The sequence below is a fragment of the Castellaniella sp. genome, from assembly GCF_034674885.1.
In the GTDB taxonomy this organism is placed as follows: domain Bacteria; phylum Pseudomonadota; class Gammaproteobacteria; order Burkholderiales; family Burkholderiaceae_B; genus Castellaniella.
On record NZ_JAUCDS010000021.1, the window covers coordinates 1 to 21,515 of the forward strand.

Below are 21,515 nucleotides of genomic sequence, written 5' to 3' on the forward strand. Positions count from 1 at the left end.
TTCATCACCTACGTGCCCGCCGTCAGCCTCTGGCTGCCGGGCCTGTTCGGCTGATCTGCTGACATGCGGGTGTCACACGAGACACCCATAATCCCCGCGCTGCCTGGGCCACCCGGCCCAGGCTTGCGCTGCCGGGGGACCTGATCGAGTCGCCGACTAGTCCTGCGCCGGGGGCCTGCGCCCCCGGCGCAGGACCGAACGCACCATGCCTACAAAGGTCACCAACCAGGCGAACAGGGCGATGTGCAGGAAGACGCGCGGCATGCCCGCCAGAAAGCCGAATTCCATGGCCCGGTCCATCTGCCAGGTGCTGGCGGCATACATGCCCAAGGGGAACACGGCGCCCCAGTACAGAGGGTCATACTGGAAGGGAAAGCGCTGAAAACCGTAGCGCCAGACCCCCAGCAAAAGCAGCATCGGAATCCACCACGATCCGGTCGCCCAGTAGAACACCGTGAAGCCCTTCAGAAACGGCAGCAACGACACCAGGAAGGGGGCCTGCGGGGCGTTCAGGATCAGCAGCGATCCGGCCAGGGTGGAGATCGCCATCGCCCCCATGTTGATCCAGTACGGAGGCGAGAGATCATCCGGGGAAAAGCGGAAGAACACATAGCGGTAGAAGATCAGCGACATCATCCAGATGTACAGCATGCCGCCCCACAACCACATGGACAGCGCCATCAGGTTCAATTCCAGCCGATACGGCTGGCCGATGCGCGCGGCCAGCAAGGCGCTGGACACCGCCAGCGACTGGGTCGCCACCACCGACAGCAGCCAGCCGCCACTGATGCCCTTGTCCAATGTGGGTTTGTCCACCTTCACCGTGAAGGCGGTAAAGATCGTGTAGGTCAGGCAGATCCACAGAATGACCGCCAGCAGCCACAGGGCAAAGCCCACGGACAGACTGTCGGCCTGCACGATGAACTGGCTGGCCAGGATGCCGGTGGCAGCCACGGCCGTGAAATAGCCCGACCCGCGCAGATGGCTGACCATATCCCCGAAAAATCGGCGGGGGTAGCGCAGCGCCCGCAGGACGTACAACACGCACAGGATGCCGTACTGCAACATGTTCAGCAGGAACAGCGCCTGGGCGATCAGCGGCCTTTCCATCATGTCGGCCCCCAGGGACACGATCCCCGTGGCCATCACCAAGCCGAAGTAGGCGGGTGACAGATCGGCCAGCCGCCCACCCGGCCCGCCTGACCCACCCGGCGCACCGCCCTGCAGCGCCGCACCCACGACCGGCGCCGGGACCGATGCCTGACCCCGCGATTCCCCCTTGCCCATGCAGCCCTCCTTGCTGAGGGACGCCGCGCATCGCCTTGACAGCCCGCACACCGGGCGTCCGAAGACGGCGTTCCCTGCCGGTTGTCCCGGCGCGTTAAAATGCTCGATTATCTTCGCAGTGTAAGAAAAAAGGAAACTCATATGGAAGCCGAACGCCATAACCAGATCAGCGCTCACATCGAGGACTACCTGGAGCGCCAGGCCATTCTCCGGAGGTATCTTTGACTACGATGCCAAGGCAGAACGCCTGCTCGTCGTCAATGCCGAACTGGAAAACCCTGACGTCTGGAACGACCCTCAGCACGCCCAGGATCTTGGGCGTGAAAAGAAATCCCTGGAAAATGTCGTTCAAACCCTGAGCAGCCTGGAACGCGGGTTGCTGGACGCCCGCGACCTGTTCGAACTGGCCAGCGCCGATGACGACGATGCTACGCTGATCGCCATCGAATCCGATTGCGAAGCCCTGCGCGAAAGCTTGGAAGCCCTGGAATTCCGCCGCATGTTCGACAACCCGGCCGATCCGCTGAACTGCTTCGTGGACATCCAGGCCGGCGCCGGCGGCACCGAAGCCCAGGACTGGGCCTCCATGCTGCTGCGTCAGTACCTGCACTACGGCGAACGCAAGGACTTCAAGGTCGAGATCCTGGAAGAATCCGAAGGCGAAGTCGCCGGTATCAAATCCGCCACCATCAAATTCGAGGGCGAGTACGCCTACGGCCTGCTGCGCACCGAAACCGGCGTGCACCGCCTGGTGCGCAAAAGCCCCTTCGACTCGTCCAATGGCCGGCATACGTCTTTTGCCAGCGTATTCGTGTACCCGGAAATCGACGACTCCTTCGAGATCGACGTCAACCCGGCGGACCTGCGCATCGACACCTACCGCGCCAGTGGCGCGGGCGGCCAGCACATCAACAAGACCGACTCGGCCGTGCGCATCACGCACAATCCCACCGGTATCGTCGTCCAGTGTCAGAACGATCGGTCCCAGCACCGCAACCGGGCTGAAGCCATGCAGATGCTGAAGTCCCGCCTGTACGAACTGGAAATGCGCAACCGCATGGCCGAACAGCAGAAACTGGAAGACGCAAAAAGCGACGTGGGCTGGGGCCATCAGATCCGTTCCTACGTGCTGGACCAGAGCCGCATCAAGGACCTGCGCACCGGGGTGGAAATCTCCAATACGCAGAAAGTCCTGGACGGCGACCTGGACCCATTCATCACCGCCAGCCTGAAGCAAGGGGTTTAAAACCTTGTCTCGCCACGCCCGGACCGGACAGGCGTCCCTGCCCGGCCCTCTTCCCCGAATCACAGATCTTCCGACATGACCGCGCAGACCGACTCCCAAATCCCCGACGAAAACCGCCTGATCGCCGAACGGCGCGCCAAACTCTCCAGCCTGCGCGACGCCGGCCCCGCCTACCCCAACGATTTCCGTCCCGACAGCCACGCAGCCTCGCTGCACGAGGACTGCGACGCGCAGGACGCCGAGGCGCTGCTGGCCCAGAACCGCCGCGCCTGCGTGGCCGGGCGCATGATGCTCAAGCGCGTCATGGGAAAGGCCAGCTTTGCCACGGTGCAGGATTCCACTGGCCGCCTGCAGCTGTACCTGGACCGGGGCGTGCTGGGCGACGAAGCCTACGCGGCCTTCAAGTCCTGGGACATCGGCGACATCGTGGGCGCCGAGGGCCAGGTCTTCAAGACCCATAAAGGCGAACTGTCGCTGCGCGTGGAATCGCTGCGCCTGTTGTCGAAATCCCTGCGTCCCCTGCCCGACAAGTTCCACGGCGTGGCCGATCAGGAACTGCGCTACCGCCAGCGCTATGTCGACCTGATCATGACGCAGGAAACACGCCAGACCTTCCTGGCCCGCAGCCGCATCGTCACCGCCATTCGCCAGATCATGTCGGACGCCGACTTCCTGGAAGTCGAGACCCCGATGCTGCACCCGATCCCGGGGGGCGCGGCCGCCAAACCCTTCATCACCCACCACAACGCGCTGGACATGGACATGTACCTGCGCATTGCCCCGGAACTCTACCTGAAGCGCCTGATCGTCGGCGGCTTCGAGCGGGTCTTCGAAATCAACCGCAACTTCCGCAACGAGGGGGTCAGCCCACGCCACAACCCGGAATTCACCATGATGGAATTCTATGCGGCGTACACCGACTACCGTTGGCTGATGGACTACACGGAATCCTTGATCCGCGACACGGCCCTGAACGTCTGTGGCACGACCGACCTCAGCTACCAGGGGCAGCCGCTGGATCTGGGTCGCGCCTTCGACCGCCTGACCATCACCGAGGCCATCCTGAAATACGCCCCGACCTACACGGCCGAACAGTTGCAGGACATCGATTTCCTGCGCCGGGACCTGCGCCGCCTGGGCGCCGACATCGATGGCCCCGTGCTGGCCCACGCGGGCCTGGGCGCCCTGCAGCTGGCCCTGTTCGAGGAAACGGCAGAAGCCCTGCTGTGGCACCCGACCTTCATCATCGACTACCCGGTCGAGGTCTCGCCACTGGCCCGGGCATCCGACACCCAGCCCGGCATCACCGAACGCTTCGAGCTGTTCGCCTGCGGCCGCGAGATCGCCAACGGCTTTTCCGAATTGAACGACCCGGAAGACCAGGCCGCCCGCTTCCAGGCCCAAGTGGCCGCCAAGGACGCCGGCGACGAGGAAGCCATGTACTACGACGCCGACTACGTGCGGGCACTGGAATACGGCATGCCGCCCACGGGCGGCTGCGGCATCGGCATCGACCGTCTGGTCATGATGCTGACCGACAGCCCCAACATCCGCGACGTGATCCTGTTCCCGCACCTTCGCCGGGAAGACTGACCCCCGCCACCTGCCGTCGGCGGGCCTTGCCCGCCGGCCAGCAAAAAGGCCGGTCCACCCAAGGATCGGCCTTTTTATTGAAAAACGGAGACGCCACCCTACACGGTGAACGACTCCCCACAGCCGCAGGCCGCCTTTTCATTGGGGTTGCGGAAGCGAAAGCCCTCGTTCAGGCCTTCGCGGGCGTAGTCCAGTTCGGTACCCTGCAAATAGGGCAGACTGTCGGGCGCAACATACAGCCGGGCGCCGAATTGCTCGAAAACCTGATCGTCGGCGACTGGATCGTCCACATATTCCAGCTGGTAGGACATGCCGGAACAACCGGAGGGTTTCACGCCCAGGCGCAGGCCCAGGCCCTTGCCGCGCTTGTCCAGATGGCGCCGGATGTGATCGGCGGCCTGTTGTGTCAGTGTGATTGCCATGATGACCTCGACAAAAAAACCGGTGTTTCAAGAATGCTTATGAGTGTAGTCTGCCACGACTGCGCGAATGGCGTCTTCCGCCAGCAAGGCGCAGTGCAGTTTGGCGGCGGGCAGATCCAGCGCCTGGACGAAATCCTGGCTGTGGATGCCCAGGGCCTGGTCCAGGCTGCGGCCCCGCAGCCAATCGGCGGCCAGCGACCCGGTGGCGATCGCCGCGCCACAGCCAAAGGCCCGGAAGCAGGCGGATTCGATGGTCGCCCCCTGCACGCGGATCTGCAGTTTCAGCACCTGCCCCAGGGCGGGAGAACCCACCAAGGCCGTGCCCACGCAGGGGTCCTGCGGATCGAAGGACCCGACGTGGCGCGGATGCAGGTAGTGATCCAGGACCTGCGGCCCGTAGCTCGGCCCGGCCATCACAGAGCACCTTCCCAGGTGGCCAGTGTGCCCTGCTGGCGCATTTCCCACAAGGGCGAGACGTCTCGTAGCCGCTGGATCTGCTCGCGCAGCAAAGTCACCGCCTGGTCGATCTGGTCCTGCGTGGTGTAGCGGCCCAGGGTCAGGCGCAGGGAACTGTGCGCCAGGGGATCGCTGCGGCCCAGCGCTCGTAGCACATAAGAGGGTTCCAGGCTGGCGGACGTGCAAGCCGACCCGCTGGAGACGGCCAGTTCGGGCACCGACATCAGCAGGGCCTCGCCTTCGATGTGGGCGATGCTGACATTCAGTGTGTGCGCCACGCGCCGGTCGAGCGCTCCGTTCAGGTAGACGTCCGGCAGATCCTTCAGGCCGTCCCACAGGCGGTCGCGCAGAAACCGGATCCGTGGGATTTCGTCGGCCATGAGTTCTGCTGCCAGTGCATAGGCCTGCCCCATGCCGACGATCTGGTGCGTGGGCAGGGTGCCGGATCGCAGGCCGCGCTCGTGGCCTCCGCCGTGAATCTGGGCCTCCAGGCGCGCGCGCGGCTTGCGCCGCACGTACAGCGCCCCGACCCCTTTGGGACCGTAGGTCTTGTGGGCCGACAGGGACATCAGGTCGACACCCAGCGCGTCAACGTCGATGTCGACCTTGCCTGTGGCCTGGGCAGCATCCGTGTGAAACAGCACGCCGCGTTCATGGCAGATGGCTGCCAGCGTGGCGACATCCTGGATGACGCCGATTTCATTGTTCACCAACATGACAGACGCCAGGATGGTGTCGGGTCGCAGCGCAGCCTGCAGCGACTGGGGGTCGACCAGGCCGTCCGCATCGACGTCCAGGTAGGTGACCTGGAAGCCGCTCTGTTCCAGCGACTGGCAGGTGTCCAGCACGGCCTTGTGCTCGGTGCGCACGGTCACGATGTGACGCCCGCGGGCTGCGTGGAATTCCGCGACGCCCTTGATGGCCAGGTTATCGGACTCGGTGGCCCCGGACGTCCAGACGATTTCACGCGGATCAGCGTGGATCAGGCCAGCCACCTGGGCACGGGCCTGTTCCACGGCCTCTTCGGCATCCCAGCCCCAGGCATGGCTGCGCGAGGCCGGGTTGCCGAAGCGCTGACCCAGCCAGGGAACCATGGCCTGCACGACACGCTCGTCCACCGGCGTGGTGGCCGAATAATCCAGATAGATGGGGAGATCCGGTGACAGACCCTGCGACATTGAGACTCCAGAACGACAATCAGGCGGAAACGGTTTCCTTGCTGGTGTCGGTCACGGGGGTGATGGGAATCGTCGGGCGGCCGCTGCGCAGTTGCCCGGATTCCTGCCATTCCCGCAAACGCTGCTGATCCACCAGATCCTGCAGCGACACCGAGTCCAGGTATTCCAGCATTTTACGACTCAAGGTGGCCCACAGGTCATGGGTCATGCATTTCCCCGACCGTCCATTGCGCCCGATGTCGCAGTTTTCCTTGCCGCCGCAGCTGGTCGCATCCAGCGGTTCGTCCACAGCGAAGATGACGTCCGCCACGGAGATGTCCCGGGCATGCCGCGCCAGCGTATACCCCCCGCCCGGCCCGCGCACGCTGTCCACCAGTTCGTGGCGACGCAACTTGCCGAAGAGCTGTTCCAGATAGGACAGGGAAATATTCTGGCGCTCGCTGATGGCGGCCAGCGTCACCGGCCCGCTGTGATGACGCAAGCCCAGATCGATCATTGCCGTCACGGCAAAACGTCCTTTGGTCGTCAAACGCATGATGAAACCCCTTTGGTCTGAATCCAATCCTGCGGGCAGCAGATACCCGACTGTTCAAGTCAAGTATAGCCTGATACCTGACTAAAATACTCAGCTTTAAGGGAATACAAGCCGGCCATCTTGATCAATATCAAGTCCAGATTTCAGGCGGGAGATCGAACCGAGACAGACTGGCGCCAGAAAGGCAAACGCCCCGGAGACCGGGGCGTTCATCAAGGGAGAGGCAGGATGCGCAAGCACGCAATGCCTGCCCGGCGAACCATCAGGCCGCCTGATATTGCAGGGCGCGTTTACGGACAAGTTCCAGGACGCCCTGACAGGCGTCTTCGATGTAGTCCAGGACTTTGTTGAAGCCTTCGGGGCCACCATAATAGGGGTCGGGCACCGTGGCTTCTTCGTATTCGTTCGAAAACCGCATCAACAGCATGAGTTTGTGTTGATAGATTTTCGGGCAACGCTGCTGCAGCGCAGACAGGTTTTCCCAATCCATGGCCAGGATCAGATCGGCGTCGCGGAAGTCGTCGGCACCGACCTGGCGCGCCACGTAGGCGGACAGATCGTAGCCGCGCTTGCGGGCAGCCGTCTGCGCACGCGCATCCGGAGCCTCACCCACATGGAACTGGTGGGTGGCCGCCGAATCGACGCTGATGGCATCGGACAGACCGGCTTCGTCGATCAAGTGCTGGAAGACTCCCTGGGCGGAGGGAGAACGGCAGATATTGCCCGTGCAGACAAAAAGTACCTTATGCATGATAGGTGAAAGTGTGCGGGAAAACCCGGAAATTGGCAAGCATTTTCCCGTGAAATCCGTAAAAAAAACCTGTGGCGTCAGAACTTTGCGGCAGGCAGGGCTTGACGCCGCCTGCCCCCGCTTTTCATACCGTCAGGACAGCAGCGCCTGGTCCTTCAAGGCGCGCAAAGCATCGCGCGCAGCGGCAGCCTGCTCGAATTCCAGATTGCGGGCATGCTCATTCATGCGCTGTTCCAGGCGCTTGATCTCGCGTGCCAGCGCCTTTTCGTTGCCCAGCACGCTGGCATCGAAGGCCGGCGCATCTGCAACTGGGCCAGCCGCCACCGACACCCCATCGATCAGGTCGCGCACGGCCTTGCTGACCCCGCGCGCCGTGATGCCGTTCTCCGTATTGAAGATCTGCTGCTTTTCGCGGCGCCGCGCCGTCTCATCCATGGCGCGGCGCATGGAATCCGTCACCCGGTCGGCGTACAGGATGGCACGCCCGTTCAGGTTGCGGGCGGCGCGACCAATGGTCTGGATGAGACTGCGCTCGGACCGCAGGAAGCCTTCCTTGTCGGCATCCAGGATGGCCACCAGGGACACCTCGGGGATATCCAGGCCCTCGCGCAGCAGGTTGATGCCCACCAGCACGTCGAAGGCCCCCAGGCGCAGGTCGCGGATGATCTCCACTCGCTCGACCGTATCGATGTCCGAATGCAGGTAGCGTACCTTCAGGCCGTTTTCCTGCAGGTATTCGGTCAGGTCTTCGGCCATGCGCTTGGTCAGCGTCGTCACCAGCACACGTTCGTGCTCCGCGATGCGCAGCTTGGCCTCGCCCAACAGGTCATCGACCTGCGTGGCGGCCGGGCGCAGTTCGACTTCCGGGTCTACCAGGCCGGTCGGGCGCACCACCTGCTCGACGATCTCGTCGGCATGGTCGGCCTCGTAGGGCCCGGGCGTGGCTGACACGAACACGCACTGCGGCATGCGGGCCTCGAATTCCTCCAGCCGCAAAGGCCGGTTATCCAGCGCGGAGGGCAAGCGAAACCCGAACTGCACCAGGGTTTCCTTGCGGGAACGGTCGCCCCGGTACATGCCGCCCAGCTGGCCGATGGTGACGTGGCTCTCGTCGATGAACATCAGTGCGCGGGCCGGCAGATAATCGATCAGGGTGGGTGGCGGTTCACCCGGAGCCGCCCCCGACAGGTGGCGGGAATAGTTCTCGATGCCCTTGCAGAACCCCAGTTCCTGCAGCATTTCCAGATCGAAACGCGTGCGCTGTTCCAGGCGCTGGGCCTCGACCAGGCGGCCGTCGGCGGTCAGTTCCGCCAGGCGGTCACGCAGTTCTTCCTTGATGGTTTCAATCGCGCGCAGCACGGTTTCGCGCGGCGTCACGTAATGCGAACTGGGAAAGATCGTGAAGCGCAGCAGGTTCTGCACCAGTTTTCCCGTCAGGGGGTCGAACAGGTCCAGGGACTCGATCTCGTCATCGAACAAGGTGATGCGCAGGGCCTGTTCCGCGTGCTCGGCCGGGAATACGTCGATGATCTCGCCCCGGGCGCGAAACGTGCCCCGGGCGAAATCCATGTCATTGCGTTCGTACTGCATGGACACCAGCCGGGCCAGGATTTCCTGGCGGCCGACGTGATCACCCGTGCGCAAGGTCAGCACCATGGCATGATAATCCGCCGGGTTGCCGATCCCGTAGATGCACGAGACCGTGCCCACGATGATGGTGTCGGAGCGTTCCAGCAGGCTTTTGGTGGCCGACAGGCGCATCTGTTCGATGTGCTCGTTGATGGACGAGTCCTTTTCGATGAACAGATCGCGCGAAGGCACGTAGGCCTCGGGCTGGTAGTAATCGTAGTAGGACACGAAATATTCCACCGCATTGCGGGGAAAGAATTCACGCATCTCGGCGTACAGCTGGGCGGCCAGCGTCTTGTTGGGCGCCAGCACGATGGCCGGCCGCCCGGTGCGGGCGATCAGGTTGGCCATGGTGTAGGTCTTGCCCGATCCCGTCACTCCCAGCAGGGTCTGGCACATCAGGCCGTCGCGCACCCCGGTTTCCAAGGCGGCAATGGCCCTGGGCTGATCGCCCGCCGGCGGATAAGGCTGATACAGCTGAAACGGACTGTCCGGAAAATGCACAAAGCCCGGGGAAATTTGGCCGTGATTTTGGCTGTCATCCATGGTTCGTCTGGACACTATTCGGGTAAACCCCTTATTATCCCATCGTTGGCCTCTGCGACCAAGACACCATTTTCTTCTGTCTCAACGGTACCCCATGTCCTCTATCTTCGCTTCCGTCGAACTCGCCCCTCGCGACCCCATTCTGGGGCTGAACGAACAATTCAAAACCGACACCCGGTCCACCAAGGTCAACCTGGGCGTGGGTGTCTATACCGACGACGCGGGCCACATTCCGCTGCTGAAAGCAGTGCGCAAGGCTGAAGCCACGCTGTTCGAACAGGCTGCGCCGCGCAACTACCTGCCCATCGACGGCATCCCCGGCTACAACCAGGGTGCCGCCGCCCTGCTGCTGGGCGCGAAATCGCCGCTGCTGGCTTCCCACCGTTCCGTCACCGTCCAGACCCTGGGCGGCACCGGTGCCCTGAAGGTCGGCGCCGACTTCCTGAAACGCATCCTGCCCAATGCGCAGGTCGCCATCAGCAACCCCAGCTGGGCCAACCACGAGGCCCTATTCTCAGCTGCCGGCTTTCCCGTCGTCAGCTACGATTACTATGACGCCACAACTCACGGCCTGAACTTCGACGGCATGCTGGCCTCCCTGAAGGCGCTGCCCGCCGGCACCATCGTCGTGCTGCACGCCTGCTGCCACAACCCTACGGGCGTCGACCCCACCGCCGAACAATGGCGCGACATCGCCCAGGCCCTGCAGGCCGGCCAGCTGGTGCCGTTCCTGGACATCGCCTACCAGGGCTTCGGCGCCGGTCTGGAAGAAGACTCTGCCGTCGTACGCCTGTTCGCCGACCTGGGCATGACGATGTTCATCAGTTCCTCGTTCTCGAAATCGTTTTCGCTGTATGGCGAACGCGTGGGCGCGCTGACCCTGGTCACCAGCGGCGACGATGAAAGCGCCCGGGTGCTCAGCCAGCTGAAACGCGTCATCCGCACCAACTATTCCAACCCACCCACCCACGGCGGCGCCCTGGTGTCCACGGTGTTGAACACGCCCGAACTGTTTTCCCTGTGGTCCGAGGAACTGGCCGGAATGCGCGACCGCATCCGCACCATGCGCCATCAGCTGGTCGAACAGATCCAAGCCAACGGCGTCGACCAGGACTTCAGTTTCGTCAAGGCGCAGCGCGGCATGTTCTCCTATTCCGGGCTGACCAAACCCCAGGTCGAACGCCTGCGCGAAGACTTCGGCATCTATGCAGTGGGCAGCGGTCGCATCTGCGTGGCAGCCCTGAACAGCGCCAACGTCGATTACGTGGCCCGCGCCATCGCCCACGTGCTGAAGGGATGAGACAGGACACATAACAGTCCCCTGCGGACTGTTATGTGCCTGACGAATCCGAACCGCTTGCAAGCGGTGAGGTGGATGAGCCCAGGCATGGGGCAGTCCTGGCGGACTGCCCCATGCCTGGCGAACCGAGCCGCTTGCCTTATCCAGGGGATTCCGACAAAATACAGGCTGTGTTTTCATCCAGTAGCGCGCCATGTCCCTGAAGCTTACTGCCCGTCAGTCCCAGATCCTGGATCTGATCGTCCAGGCCATCACACAGACGGGGCGCCCGCCCACTCGGGCTGAAATCGCCCGGGCACTGGGTTTCCGGTCCGCCAACGCGGCAGAAGACCATCTGCGCGCCCTGGAACGCAAGGGCTATATCCAACTGGCTGCCGGCACCTCGCGCGGCATCCAACTCACCGCCCTGGCGCAATCCCCAGCGTCGGCTGTGTCGTCCGTAGCACAGGCCCCGGCAGCATCCGGGTTGGCCGCACCCACGCTTCAGGCGCCGCCCGGCGGTCCGACCTGGATCGAACCCGCCGACAGCCGCCTGGTGCCGCTGGTGGGCCGCGTCGCCGCCGGCAGCCCCGTCCTGGCGGCCGAACATGTCGAACGCGAAATCCCCCTGGCCCCCCACCTGTTCGAGGCTGCCCCCGATTACCTGCTGCGCGTGCGCGGCAGCAGCATGCGCGACGCCGGCATCCTGGACGGCGACCTGCTGGCGGTGCGCAGTACGCCCCAGGCCCGCCACGGTCAGATCGTGGTCGCCCGCCTGGGCGACGACGTGACCGTCAAGCGCCTGGACCACCAGGGCCGCCGCATCCGCCTGCTGCCCGAAAACCCCGACTTCCAGCCCATCGACATCGGCCCAGGCGACGACTTCGCCATCGAGGGCATCGCCGTCGGCCTGATCCGCACGACCGCGCTGCATTGATCCCCTGCCTGACGGCGCCAGCGGTCATGGGAGATTCCTCCGGTTCAACGAGTAGCCACAGCGGTGGCTGGCGTGCCGTATTCCAGCATCGCGAGTAGCAAGACGACTGCGGCCTGGCCCAGCATAAAGATCCAGCCCAGCGCGTTGGGCTGGACCAGACCCAAGGTGGGCAACACGATACTGGCCAACCCCCAAGCGATGTTGCCCACGATGACCACCATGACCGCCCAACGTGGCGGCGGCTGAACACGCGACAAGCCCCCTATGAAAACAGCGATAGGCAGCAACACAGCGCCGGCCCAGAACAGCAGCGAGGCTGGCAGATATGTGAGCGCGGCAATCGTTTCGGAGGCCGCTAGCAGCAGCGCCCCCATCGCCATGCAGGTCGCGGCGTCGAAGGCCAGTAGTGGTTGAAGGCGAATACGGGCGGTAGACATGGCAAACTCCTCGTGAGCTTTGATCAAGGGTGATGCGGTGCAACTATTCTTGGTCATCCGCGCGCTGGCGTCGATTACCTGGGAGGTAATTGAACGCAGGACATTCGCTCCACAGAATGTTCTAAACTGAACCACAGGCTATGGCATCTATTTCGCGCACAAGGCGAGATTCCAGGTCGATATAGCCGGCTTTGCGACAGACCTGGAGAAAACCAGGATGACGACGACAGCGGAACTGCAAACCGGCGACTACCTCCGCGTCTGGCGCCAGCCGACCCCGCCATGGCCAATGCGCGCGATGCGATAGAGATGATCCTCAAAGGTCACGAGCCGTTCCCGGCGCTCGCCGTCGATCGACACTGGAATCTCATCATGGCCAACGACGCGCTCACCCCGTTTCTCGCAGACGTGGAGGACCAGGCGTTGCTGACAGCACCGGTGAACGTGCTGCGGCTCAGCCTGCATCCGGGCGGCCTTGCGCCGCGCGACGTTCTGCTGTCCGAGATTGCCATCGAGGCATTTTTCCCCGCCGATATCACAAGCAGAAGCCTCTTGAATCCTGCTGACGGCCCATGAATGGAGTCGTATCAGCCTCGCGGCAGATACGGTACCGGAGTCATCGTGAAACAAAAAACGGGCCTCGCTCCGAAAGAAGCGAGGCCCGGTTTCTACAACGTCGACGATGACGCGAGGATCAGTGCTTCATCACCCCGCCGCTGCCGGATTCGACTGGCTTGGCGGCAGCCACCGCCTCGGCCGCCAGGCGGGCGACTTCCTCGTCCGAGAGCGGCGTGGGCATATGCTGCAAAGCGACTTCCAGCACCCGGTCAATCCAGCGCACCGGGATGATCTCCAGGTGGTTTTTGACGTTATCGGGGATTTCCACCAGGTCCTTGACGTTTTCTTCCGGGATCATCACCGTTTTGATGCCGCCCCGATGGGCCGCCAGCAGCTTTTCCTTCAGGCCACCGATTTCCAGGACCTCGCCACGCAGCGTGATTTCCCCCGTCATGGCGACATCCGCCCGCACAGGAATGCCCGTCAGGGCCGACACCATGGCCGTGGTGATGGCGATACCGGCCGACGGCCCGTCCTTGGGTGTCGCGCCTTCCGGGAAATGCACGTGCAGGTCGTGTTTTTCAAAGACCTGATCGGCAATGCCCCAATGGCGGGCGCGGGCGCGCACCACCGTGCGGGCAGCCTCGACGGATTCCTTCATCACGTCGCCCAGTGAACCGGTGCGCGTGACCACGCCCTTGCCGGGCATGTCGGCCACTTCGATGGTCAGCAGTTCGCCGCCAACTTCCGTCCAGGCCAGGCCGGTCACCTGCCCGATGCGGTCTTCCTTTTCGGCCACGCCGAAGCTGAAGCGACGCACGCCCAGGTAATCGTTCAGGTTGTGGGAATCGATGGTCAGGGATTCCTGGACCTTCTCGACCTTGCGGCCCTTGCCGATCGGGTTGGCCGACAACAGGCGCTTGACGGCCTTGCGACAGATCTTGGAGATTTCCCGTTCCAGCGCCCGTACGCCGGCCTCGCGCGTGTAGTAACGCACGATGTCGCGGATCGCAGCTTCCGTCACCGTCAGTTCACCGTCCTGCACGCCGTTGTTCTTCATGAGCTTGGGCAGCAGATGGTCAAAAGCGATGTGGACCTTTTCATCTTCCGTATAGCCCGACAGGCGGATGACTTCCATCCGGTCCAGCAGGGCCGGCGGAATGTTCAGCGTATTGCTGGTGGCCACGAACATCACGTCGGACAGATCGAAATCGACCTCGATGTAGTGGTCCTGGAACGTGTGGTTCTGTTCCGGGTCCAGGACCTCGAGCAACGCCGAGGAGGGATCCCCACGGAAATCCGCACCCATCTTGTCGATCTCGTCGAGCAGGAACAACGGATTGCGCACGCCGACCTTGGCCATGTTCTGCAGGATCTTGCCCGGCATGGAACCAATGTAGGTCCGACGGTGCCCGCGGATCTCGGCCTCGTCACGCACGCCGCCCAGGGCCATGCGCACGAACTTGCGGTTGGTCGCGCGTGCCACGGACTGCCCCAGGGATGTCTTGCCTACGCCGGGGGGGCCCACCAGGCACAGGATGGGTGCCTTGAGCTTTTCGACGCGCTGCTGCACGGCCAGGTACTCGACGATGCGTTCCTTGACCTTTTCCAGGCCGTAGTGATCGGCATCCAGGACTTCTTCAGCGTCCTGCAAGGCGTTGTTGACCCGGCTTTTCTTGTGCCAGGGCAGACCGATCAGGGTATCGATGTAGTTGCGCACCACGGTGGCCTCGGCCGACATGGGTGACATCAGCTTCAGCTTCTTGAGTTCGCCATCGGCCTTCTTGCGAGCTTCCTTGGACATGCGGGCGGCCGCGATCTTGCGTTCCAGTTCCTCGATGTCGGCGCCTTCCTCGCCCTCGCCCAGTTCCTTCTGGATGGCCTTGACCTGCTCGTTCAGGTAGTAGTCGCGCTGGCTTTTCTCCATCTGCTTTTTGACGCGGCCACGAATGCGTTTTTCGACCTGCAGGATGTCGATCTCGGATTCCAGCTGCGCCAGCAGGGCTTCCAGGCGCTGCACGGCGCCTTCCATATCGAGCAGGGACTGTTTCTGTTCGATCTTCAGCGGCAGATGCGCGGCGATGGTATCCGCCAGGCGGCCGGCATCCTCGATGCCGGTCAGCGAAGTCAGGATTTCCTGAGGGATTTTCTTGTTCAGTTTGACGTACTGTTCGAACTGAGCCAGCACCGCGCGGCGCAGGGCCTCGGCCTCGGCCTGATCGGAGGCGTCTTCGGCGATGCCCGTGACACGGGCCGTGAAATGCGTCTCGGCGTCCGACACTGCATGGATGCGCGCCCGCTGCTGGCCTTCGACCAGCACTTTTACCGTTCCGTCGGGCAGTTTGAGCATCTGCAGGATGCTGGCCGCGCAGCCGATTTCGTACAGATCGTCGGGCGTGGGGTCGTCCTTGCCGGCGGATTTCTGGGCAACCAGCATGATGTTGTTGCCGCCTTCCATGGCGAGTTCCAGCGCCTTGATCGAGCGCGGGCGCCCCACGAACAGCGGGATGACCATATGCGGAAAGACCACGACGTCGCGCAGCGGCAGCAGCGGCAGATCCGCAGGTTCCTGGGTCAGAATCTGACTAGCAGACATGGTTGCTTCCTAAAACGGTTGATTCCAATAAAAAAGGAAGCGCAGGCTTCCTTTTTTGTGTGTTGCCTGCCTACCCATATGGAGCCAGGTGCGGGCCTTTCAAGGCCCGGATGCCTGGGTTCAGTATAAAGGCAGAAGCAGCTCGCCTGAAGCAATGATCAAGCGGCGGCCGTGCGCAGGGGTTTTTCGTCTTCCGCGTGATGCGGCCCCCGGGGCCCCTCGATGAGCTGGGGCTCGCCCTGGCCCTCGACAGCGTCCGCATCCAGCACGACACGGTTGATCTCCTGGCGGGTGGGCAGTTCGAACATGGTCGCCAGCAGGGATTGTTCCATGATGGAACGCAGCCCGCGCGCGCCGGTGCGGCGTTTGATGGCGCGTTTTGCGATGGCGGTCAGGGCCTCGGGTGTGACATCGAGTTCCACGTCTTCCATTTCGAGCAGCTTCTGGAACTGCTTGACGACGGCATTGCGCGGTTCGGTCAGGATCCGCACCAGGGTGTCTTCCTTCAGTTCTTCCAGGGTGGCGACCACCGGCAGACGGCCGACCAGTTCGGGAATCAGGCCGAACTTGATCAGGTCTTCGGGTTCGACTTCGGCGAACAGTTCACCCACGCCGCGCTCGGAACGCGCCCGTACCGTAGCGGAAAAACCGATGCCGGACCGTTCGCTGCGATCACGGATGATCTTTTCCAGACCGTCGAAGGCCCCGCCCACGATGAACAGGATGTTGGTGGTATCCACCTGGACGAAGTCCTGGTTGGGATGCTTGCGCCCGCCCTGGGGGGGGACGGATGCCACCGTGCCTTCGATGAGTTTCAGCAAGGCCTGCTGCACGCCCTCGCCCGACACGTCGCGGGTGATGGAGGGGTTATCGGATTTGCGCGAGATCTTGTCGATTTCATCGATGTAGACGATGGCCCGCTGGGCTTTCTCGACCTCGTAGTTGCAGTTCTGCAGCAACTTCTGGATGATGTTCTCGACGTCCTCGCCGACGTAGCCGGCTTCGGTCAGCGTGGTCGCATCGGCCATGACGAAAGGCACGTCCAGCATGCGGGCCAGCGTCTGTGCCAGCAAGGTCTTGCCCGAACCGGTCGGGCCGATCAGCAGGATGTTGCTCTTTGAGAGTTCGACGTCGCCGCTTTTGGCATCGGCATAGCGGATGCGCTTGTAGTGGTTGTACACCGCCACGGCCAGATTGCGTTTGGGCGTTTCCTGACCGATGACATAGCCGTCCAGGAAGGTCTTGATTTCCTGGGGGGTGGGCAGTTCATTGCGTACCGCGTCGCGGGCGGCTTCCTGCTTTTCGTCGCGAATGATGTCGTTGCACAGGCTGATGCATTCATCGCAGATGAACACGGAAGGGCCTGCGATCAGTTTATGGACTTCGCTCTGGCTTTTGTTGCAGAAGGAACAATGCAAGGCTTTGTCCTCGCTGGATCCTTTTTTATCGGTCATGGCAAACCCGTACTTATTTGGTCTCGTCTGTGCGCGAAACCAGGACCTTGTCGATCAGGCCATAGGCCTGGGCGTCATCGGCGGACATGAAGTTGTCGCGCTCGGTATCGATACCGATACGTTCGATGTCCTGCCCGGTGCGGTCCGCCAGAATGCCGTTCAGGCGCTCGCGCAGGCTGAGGATTTCCTTAGCCTGGATCTGGATATCGGACGCCTGTCCCTGGGCCCCGCCCGAAGGCTGGTGGATCATGATGCGGGAATTGGGCAAGGCATAGCGCTTGCCCTTTTCGCCGGCTGCCAGCAGGAACGCCCCCATGCTGGCCGCCAGGCCCGTGCACAGGGTGGAGACGGCCGGCTTGACGAACTGCATGGTGTCGTAGATGGCCATGCCCGCGTACACCGACCCGCCCGGCGAGTTGATGTACAGGGAAATGTCTTTGTCAGGGTTCTCCGATTCCAGGAACAGCAGCTGAGCGACGACCAGGTTGGCCGACTGGTCGTTGACCTGCCCCACGAAGAAGATCACCCGTTCGCGCAGCAGGCGCGAATAGATGTCGTAGGATCGCTCACCCCGACCGGACTGCTCGATCACGATGGGCACGTAACCCAGAGCGGTGGGGGTGACGGATTCACCCCCATACATCGATGCATAGAAATCGGTGAACCTGGACATCAACGCGTTCCCATCAAGGTATCAAAATCCACGGTCTCATCGGTCACCTGGGCTGCGGCCAGCACGTGATCGACGACGTTGTCTTCCAGCACCAGCGATTCGATTTCGGCGCGGCGCTGACGATCGGACAGATAATAAGCCACAACCTGGGCGGGCTGCTCGTAGCTCTTTGCGAAGTCTTCGATGCGGGCGCGAACCTGTTCGGGCTTTGCCTTCAGGTCAGCGGCCTTGATCAGTTCGCCCACCAGCAGGCCCAGACGCACGCGGCGCTCGGCCTCCGGACGGAAGGTGTCTTCCGGAATGGGGATGGAATCCGCGTTGGGCAGACCGCGCTGTTTGAGTTCTTCACGGGCAGCGGCAGTGCGGCTGGCGACCTCGTTGTCGACCAGGGCCTTGGGCAGGTCGAAAGTGCAGGCGGCGGCCAGGGCATCCATGACGCTGGCTTTGGTGCGACTTTTGGCGCGGGCCTGAGCCTCGCGTTCGACGTTGCCGCGCACTTCGGCCAGCAGGGCTTCGACGTTGCCTTCGGCCTGGCCCAGCGACTTCGCGAAGTCGGTGTCGACTTCGGGCAGTTCGGGCTCGGCGACTTCTTTCACGGTGATGGTGAATTCAGCTTTTTTGCCCGCCACGGTGGCACTGCCGTAGTCTTCCGGGAAATCCAGCGGGAAGGTCTTTGTTTCACCAGCCTTCAGGCCGGTGGCGGCTGCTTCGAATTCGGGCAGCATGCGGCCCTGTCCCAGCACGAAGGGGAAGTCCTGGGCGCTGCCGCCGTCAAAGGCCACGCCATCGATCGTGCCAGCGAAATCCAGGGTGACGCGATCGCCGTCCTGGGCAGCGCGATCAGCGGCGGCCTTGAAGACGGTGCGCTGGCGACGCAGGATGTCGATGGTCTTTTGCACTTCGGCATCGCCCACCTGCACGGCGCTGCGGGTGATCTTCAGGCCGGACAGATCAGGCAGTTCGACGTCCGGATAGACCTCGAACGTGGCGGAAAATTCCATCACGCCTTCTTCGGCGCCTTCGATCTTGGGTTCCAGGCTGGGGGAACCGGCGATGCGCAGATTGGCATCGGCGATGACCTTGTCCAGCGACTTGCCGATCTCGGAATTGATCACGTCATAGCGCACCGAGGGGCCATGGCTGCGTTCGATCACGGCCAGCGGGGCCTTGCCGGGGCGAAACCCATGGACCTTGGCCGTGCGGGCGACGCGTTTGAGTTGTGCCTGGACTTCTTTTTCCACGTCGGCGACAGAAACGCTCAGATCGACACGGCGCTCCAGGCCGGACAGTTTTTCAACCACGGGCTGCATTCGGAACCTATTGATAGTAATGGACAGTAAACGGGCTATTTTAGCGGAAAGTCGGACCCCGCGTAGGCACGCCGAGGCGCCAGGGGTTTCAAGCTATAATACCCGGCTAACCTAGCGAACGTGGCGGAATTGGTAGACGCACCAGATTTAGGTTCTGGCGCCGCAAGGCGTGAGAGTTCAAGTCTCTCCGTTCGCACCACGTCTCCCATCATACTCCGCCCGATCGGTCGTCTCCCGGCCCCTAGAACGCGCTTTCCAGCAGATTGCCGCGCTCGATCATTTCCTGCAGCCCATGGGGCACCGTCCGATCCGCCGCAAACTGGCACCCCTGGTCCAGCAGGTAATCGCCCGGGCATTTCTCCAAGCACTTCTTCATCAGCACACAGCCCTGGAAGACTTCGGTGATCCAATCCACGAACACGTGGACCTTCGATGACAGGTGACGGCTTTGCTGGTAGACCACTGAAATCGGCATCGGCGGCGGCGACCATTCGCCCAGAACCTCGATCAGCTCGCCCGAATCCAGATACGGCGCGACCATGTAGCGCGCGGGCTGGATCAGGCCAAACCCAGCCAGTCCGGCGCTGACATAGGCCTCTGCATCGTTCACGGACAGCGGGCCCTGCATGGGGACGTTCACGACCCCGTCCCCGACCTTGAAGCTCAGGTCCAGATTGCGCCCGGTGCGCGTCACGAAATAGTTGACCGCCCGATGGCGCCCCAGGTCCTCGATGGCCTGCGGGGCCCCATGCCGTTCGATGTAGGACGGCGCCGCGCAGGTCACGGCATTGAAGACACCGACGCGCTTGGCGATCAACGAGGAATCTTGCAGTTCCCCGATCCGCAGCGCGCAATCGACGGCATCCTGCACCATATCGACCTGCCGGTCGCTCAGGCCGACGACCAGTTCGATGTCGGGATACTGATGATGGAAGTCGCACAGTTTGGGGATCAGGACCAGCCGACCCAACGAGGGCGGCGCATCGATGCGCAATCGGCCGCGCGGCCCTCGGGCGCGATCGCGGAACACTGATTCCGCATCCTCGACATCGGCCAGGATGGCGGCGCAGCGTTCGTAGTACGAGGCGCCGTCCGGGGTCAGGCTCAGGCGACGGGTGCTGCGGTTCAACAGCCTCGCGCCCAGGTGCCGTTCCAGTTTCCGAATGATCGTGCTCACCGTGGCTCGGGGCATGTCCAGGCTGCCGGCGGCCAGGGTGAAGCTGTTGGCGTCCACGACTCGGGTGAAGACTCGCATGGCTTGTAGATGATCCATATCCGTACTCCAGGCGCAGGGCGGTGGCGACGCGCCATTGTTTGTTTCTAGTGAACAGTGATTATGAAAATTGCGTATTTATCCAGATTCGCGAATAACGAATAATAGCGCACTGTTCAAAAGGAACCCCTCATGTTTTCTTTCCATGCACGACACGCCGCCATCGCGCTCGCCGGGCTGCTGCTGGCTGGCGGCTTCCTGCTCATGCGCGAAAGCGCAGGCGGACTCACCAACGCAGGCGCCTCGCCCTCCGCCCCCGCCATCCCGGTGGACGTCGCCACGATCCGATACCAGGCGATCACGGACTGGCATGAATACTCCGGGCGACTCGAGGCCGTGGACCGGGTCGAGATCCGGCCACTGGTCTCCGGTACGCTGACGCAGGTTCACTTCAAGGACGGCGCGCTGGTCCGGCAAGGCGATCCGCTCTTCACTATCGACCCGCGTCCGTATCAGGCAGCGGTCGACGAGGCCCAGGCACAGTTGGCAGCCGCCACGGCGCGAGTCGCCTATACCGACGCAGATCTGGCCCGGGCCCGGCGCCTGCTCGCCGGCAACGCCATCGCCCGGCGGGATTTCGAGGAGAAGCGCAATGCGGCTCGCGAGGCATCCGCCCGCGTGCAGGCCGCCCAGGCCGCGCTGCAGTCTGCACGTCTGGATCTGGAACACACCCGCATCGTCGCACCTATCAGCGGTCGCGTCTCGAAAGCCGATGCAACCGCAGGCAACGTGGTCAGCGTCGGCGGCGCGCGGCCACTGACCACCATGGTCTCGGTCTCGCAGCTCTATGCCTCATTCGAGATGGACGAGCAGGCCTTCCTGCAGATGAACAGCGCCGCCTCGGCAGGGGCTCCGGCATCCATCCCCGTGTCCATGGGCCTGGCCAACGAACAGGGATACCCGCGCCGGGGCAAGCTGGCGTTCCTGGACAACAGCCTGGACCCGCAGACCGGCACGATCCGGGTTCGGGCGCTGTTCGACAACCCGGACGGCCGGCTGCGGCCCGGCCTGTACGCCAAGGTCAGGCTGGGATCGGGCGCCGCCCACGACGCAGTGCTGCTGCAGGAAAAGGCAATCGGCACCGACCAGGCCAAGCGCTTCGTGATGGTCGTGGACGCCGCCAACAAGGCGGCCTACCGGGAAGTGACCCTGGGCTCCGGGCGCGAGGGCTGGCGCATCGTCCAGACCGGCCTGAAGGCCGGCGACCGAGTCGTCGTGAACGGCATGCAGCGCCTCCGGCCGGGAGACACCGTGGCTCCGACGCCCGTCCAGGCCAACGACGGCGCGCTTGCGACACGCGACACCGACACGCCTTCCGGCTCGGAGCCGGACCGAAAGCAGCAATCCTGAGCAGC

General features: G+C 63.2%; 19 protein-coding genes and 1 tRNA gene. 7 read left to right on the forward strand and 13 right to left on the reverse strand.

The genetic code is table 11. The features are described 5' to 3' along the window. Positions 1 to 156: 156 nt before the first annotated feature. Positions 157 to 1,287, reverse strand: a complete 1,131-nt coding sequence (locus VDP74_RS11465; RefSeq protein WP_322999769.1) for a tellurite resistance/C4-dicarboxylate transporter family protein — start codon at positions 1,285 to 1,287, stop codon at positions 157 to 159. A 141-nt stretch (positions 1,288 to 1,428) separates the two neighbouring features. Here VDP74_RS11465 and prfB point away from each other — a divergent pair. Both prfB and lysS read left to right on the forward strand, forming a co-directional pair. After that, positions 1,429 to 2,533, forward strand: a protein-coding gene (gene prfB, locus VDP74_RS11470; protein ID WP_322999770.1) for a peptide chain release factor 2 whose coding sequence is annotated in 2 segments (ribosomal slippage) — positions 1,429 to 1,509 and positions 1,511 to 2,533 — 1,104 coding nt in all. Because the reading frame shifts where the segments join, the coding sequence is not laid out codon by codon here. 75 nt (positions 2,534 to 2,608) lie between these two features. Continuing rightward, complete coding sequence (lysS, locus tag VDP74_RS11475; RefSeq protein WP_322999771.1) at positions 2,609 to 4,126, forward strand: lysine--tRNA ligase; 1,518 nt, start codon at positions 2,609 to 2,611, stop codon at positions 4,124 to 4,126. A gap of 98 nt (positions 4,127 to 4,224) precedes the next feature. Here lysS and iscA read toward each other — a convergent pair whose 3' ends face one another. The 6 genes from iscA to uvrB all read right to left on the reverse strand — a co-directional run bounded on the left by iscA (position 4,225) and on the right by uvrB (position 9,643). Next, positions 4,225 to 4,548 carry an iron-sulfur cluster assembly protein IscA gene (iscA, locus tag VDP74_RS11480; RefSeq protein WP_322999772.1) on the reverse strand — a complete coding sequence of 108 codons (324 nt, stop codon included), beginning with the start codon at positions 4,546 to 4,548 and terminating at the stop codon, positions 4,225 to 4,227. A gap of 27 nt (positions 4,549 to 4,575) precedes the next feature. Continuing rightward, entirely contained in the window at positions 4,576 to 4,962 is a 387-nt protein-coding gene (locus VDP74_RS11485) for an iron-sulfur cluster assembly scaffold protein (protein WP_322999773.1), read from the reverse strand. Next, positions 4,962 to 6,182 carry an IscS subfamily cysteine desulfurase gene (locus tag VDP74_RS11490; RefSeq protein WP_322999774.1) on the reverse strand — a complete coding sequence of 407 codons (1,221 nt, stop codon included), beginning with the start codon at positions 6,180 to 6,182 and terminating at the stop codon, positions 4,962 to 4,964. The genes VDP74_RS11485 and VDP74_RS11490 overlap by 1 nt, the downstream gene beginning before the upstream one ends. A gap of 19 nt (positions 6,183 to 6,201) precedes the next feature. Further along, a complete protein-coding gene (gene iscR, locus VDP74_RS11495; protein WP_322999775.1) occupies positions 6,202 to 6,717 on the reverse strand; it encodes a Fe-S cluster assembly transcriptional regulator IscR in 516 nt (171 codons plus the stop codon). Between the two features lie 262 nt (positions 6,718 to 6,979). Next, complete coding sequence (locus VDP74_RS11500; RefSeq protein WP_322999811.1) at positions 6,980 to 7,471, reverse strand: low molecular weight protein-tyrosine-phosphatase; 492 nt, start codon at positions 7,469 to 7,471, stop codon at positions 6,980 to 6,982. 129 nt (positions 7,472 to 7,600) lie between these two features. After that, entirely contained in the window at positions 7,601 to 9,643 is a 2,043-nt protein-coding gene (gene uvrB, locus VDP74_RS11505; protein WP_322999776.1) for an excinuclease ABC subunit UvrB, read from the reverse strand. Between the two features lie 94 nt (positions 9,644 to 9,737). Here uvrB and VDP74_RS11510 point away from each other — a divergent pair, with 94 nt between their 5' ends. Together VDP74_RS11510 and lexA are read left to right on the forward strand one after the other, a co-directional pair. Next, a complete protein-coding gene (locus VDP74_RS11510) occupies positions 9,738 to 10,943 on the forward strand; it encodes an amino acid aminotransferase (protein ID WP_322999777.1) in 1,206 nt (401 codons plus the stop codon). 193 nt (positions 10,944 to 11,136) lie between these two features. After that, positions 11,137 to 11,859 carry a transcriptional repressor LexA gene (gene lexA, locus VDP74_RS11515; RefSeq protein WP_322999778.1) on the forward strand — a complete coding sequence of 241 codons (723 nt, stop codon included), beginning with the start codon at positions 11,137 to 11,139 and terminating at the stop codon, positions 11,857 to 11,859. A gap of 44 nt (positions 11,860 to 11,903) precedes the next feature. Here the strand turns inward: lexA and VDP74_RS11520 are convergent, their stop codons facing one another. After that, positions 11,904 to 12,296 (reverse strand): hypothetical protein, encoded by a 393-nt coding sequence (locus VDP74_RS11520; protein ID WP_322999779.1) that lies wholly within the window; start codon positions 12,294 to 12,296, stop codon positions 11,904 to 11,906. A gap of 282 nt (positions 12,297 to 12,578) precedes the next feature. On the opposite strand from VDP74_RS11520, the gene VDP74_RS11525 reads away from it, so the two are divergent. After that, on the forward strand, positions 12,579 to 12,872 hold the full coding sequence (locus tag VDP74_RS11525) for a hypothetical protein (protein ID WP_322999780.1): 294 nt from the start codon (positions 12,579 to 12,581) through the stop codon (positions 12,870 to 12,872). A gap of 118 nt (positions 12,873 to 12,990) precedes the next feature. Here the strand turns inward: VDP74_RS11525 and lon are convergent, their stop codons facing one another. The 4 genes from lon to tig all read right to left on the reverse strand — a co-directional run bounded on the left by lon (position 12,991) and on the right by tig (position 18,887). Continuing rightward, complete coding sequence (gene lon / locus VDP74_RS11530; protein WP_322999781.1) at positions 12,991 to 15,450, reverse strand: endopeptidase La; 2,460 nt, start codon at positions 15,448 to 15,450, stop codon at positions 12,991 to 12,993. A 158-nt stretch (positions 15,451 to 15,608) separates the two neighbouring features. Next, positions 15,609 to 16,904, reverse strand: coding sequence for an ATP-dependent Clp protease ATP-binding subunit ClpX (gene clpX / locus VDP74_RS11535; RefSeq protein ID WP_322999782.1), 1,296 nt, complete (start codon positions 16,902 to 16,904; stop codon positions 15,609 to 15,611). 13 nt (positions 16,905 to 16,917) lie between these two features. Further along, a complete protein-coding gene (gene clpP, locus VDP74_RS11540; RefSeq protein ID WP_322999783.1) occupies positions 16,918 to 17,577 on the reverse strand; it encodes an ATP-dependent Clp endopeptidase proteolytic subunit ClpP in 660 nt (219 codons plus the stop codon). Further along, positions 17,577 to 18,887: a trigger factor gene (gene tig / locus VDP74_RS11545; protein WP_322999784.1), complete on the reverse strand. Its 1,311-nt coding sequence runs from the start codon at positions 18,885 to 18,887 to the stop codon at positions 17,577 to 17,579. The genes clpP and tig overlap by 1 nt, the downstream gene beginning before the upstream one ends. 114 nt (positions 18,888 to 19,001) lie before the next feature. Between tig and VDP74_RS11550 the strand changes: the two genes are divergently transcribed. Continuing rightward, positions 19,002 to 19,086: transfer RNA gene (locus tag VDP74_RS11550), tRNA-Leu, on the forward strand. 42 nt (positions 19,087 to 19,128) lie between these two features. Here VDP74_RS11550 and VDP74_RS11555 read toward each other — a convergent pair. Further along, positions 19,129 to 20,160 carry a LysR family transcriptional regulator gene (locus tag VDP74_RS11555; protein WP_322999785.1) on the reverse strand — a complete coding sequence of 344 codons (1,032 nt, stop codon included), beginning with the start codon at positions 20,158 to 20,160 and terminating at the stop codon, positions 19,129 to 19,131. A 132-nt stretch (positions 20,161 to 20,292) separates the two neighbouring features. On the opposite strand from VDP74_RS11555, the gene VDP74_RS11560 reads away from it, so the two are divergent. Continuing rightward, entirely contained in the window at positions 20,293 to 21,510 is a 1,218-nt protein-coding gene (locus VDP74_RS11560; RefSeq protein WP_322999786.1) for an efflux RND transporter periplasmic adaptor subunit, read from the forward strand. The last annotated feature ends 5 nt before the right edge of the window (positions 21,511 to 21,515 follow it).

Bases quoted from the DNA above. Each gene is read 5' to 3' on its own strand.
- VDP74_RS11555 (WP_322999785.1), bottom strand. From the start codon at position 20,160: ATGGATCATCTACAAGCCATGCGAGTCTTCACCCGAGTCGTGGACGCC.
- VDP74_RS11485 (WP_322999773.1), bottom strand. From the start codon at position 4,962: ATGGCCGGGCCGAGCTACGGGCCGCAGGTCCTGGATCACTACCTGCAT.
- clpP (WP_322999783.1), bottom strand. From the start codon at position 17,577: ATGTCCAGGTTCACCGATTTCTATGCATCGATGTATGGGGGTGAATCC.
- uvrB (WP_322999776.1), bottom strand. From the start codon at position 9,643: ATGGATGACAGCCAAAATCACGGCCAAATTTCCCCGGGCTTTGTGCAT.
- VDP74_RS11465 (WP_322999769.1), bottom strand. From the start codon at position 1,287: ATGGGCAAGGGGGAATCGCGGGGTCAGGCATCGGTCCCGGCGCCGGTC.
- VDP74_RS11525 (WP_322999780.1), top strand. From the start codon at position 12,579: ATGGCCAATGCGCGCGATGCGATAGAGATGATCCTCAAAGGTCACGAG.
- tig (WP_322999784.1), bottom strand. From the start codon at position 18,887: ATGCAGCCCGTGGTTGAAAAACTGTCCGGCCTGGAGCGCCGTGTCGAT.
- VDP74_RS11510 (WP_322999777.1), top strand. From the start codon at position 9,738: ATGTCCTCTATCTTCGCTTCCGTCGAACTCGCCCCTCGCGACCCCATT.
- lexA (WP_322999778.1), top strand. From the start codon at position 11,137: ATGTCCCTGAAGCTTACTGCCCGTCAGTCCCAGATCCTGGATCTGATC.
- lon (WP_322999781.1), bottom strand. From the start codon at position 15,450: ATGTCTGCTAGTCAGATTCTGACCCAGGAACCTGCGGATCTGCCGCTG.
- lysS (WP_322999771.1), top strand. From the start codon at position 2,609: ATGACCGCGCAGACCGACTCCCAAATCCCCGACGAAAACCGCCTGATC.
- VDP74_RS11520 (WP_322999779.1), bottom strand. From the start codon at position 12,296: ATGTCTACCGCCCGTATTCGCCTTCAACCACTACTGGCCTTCGACGCC.
- iscR (WP_322999775.1), bottom strand. From the start codon at position 6,717: ATGCGTTTGACGACCAAAGGACGTTTTGCCGTGACGGCAATGATCGAT.
- clpX (WP_322999782.1), bottom strand. From the start codon at position 16,904: ATGACCGATAAAAAAGGATCCAGCGAGGACAAAGCCTTGCATTGTTCC.
- iscA (WP_322999772.1), bottom strand. From the start codon at position 4,548: ATGGCAATCACACTGACACAACAGGCCGCCGATCACATCCGGCGCCAT.
- VDP74_RS11560 (WP_322999786.1), top strand. From the start codon at position 20,293: ATGTTTTCTTTCCATGCACGACACGCCGCCATCGCGCTCGCCGGGCTG.
- VDP74_RS11490 (WP_322999774.1), bottom strand. From the start codon at position 6,182: ATGTCGCAGGGTCTGTCACCGGATCTCCCCATCTATCTGGATTATTCG.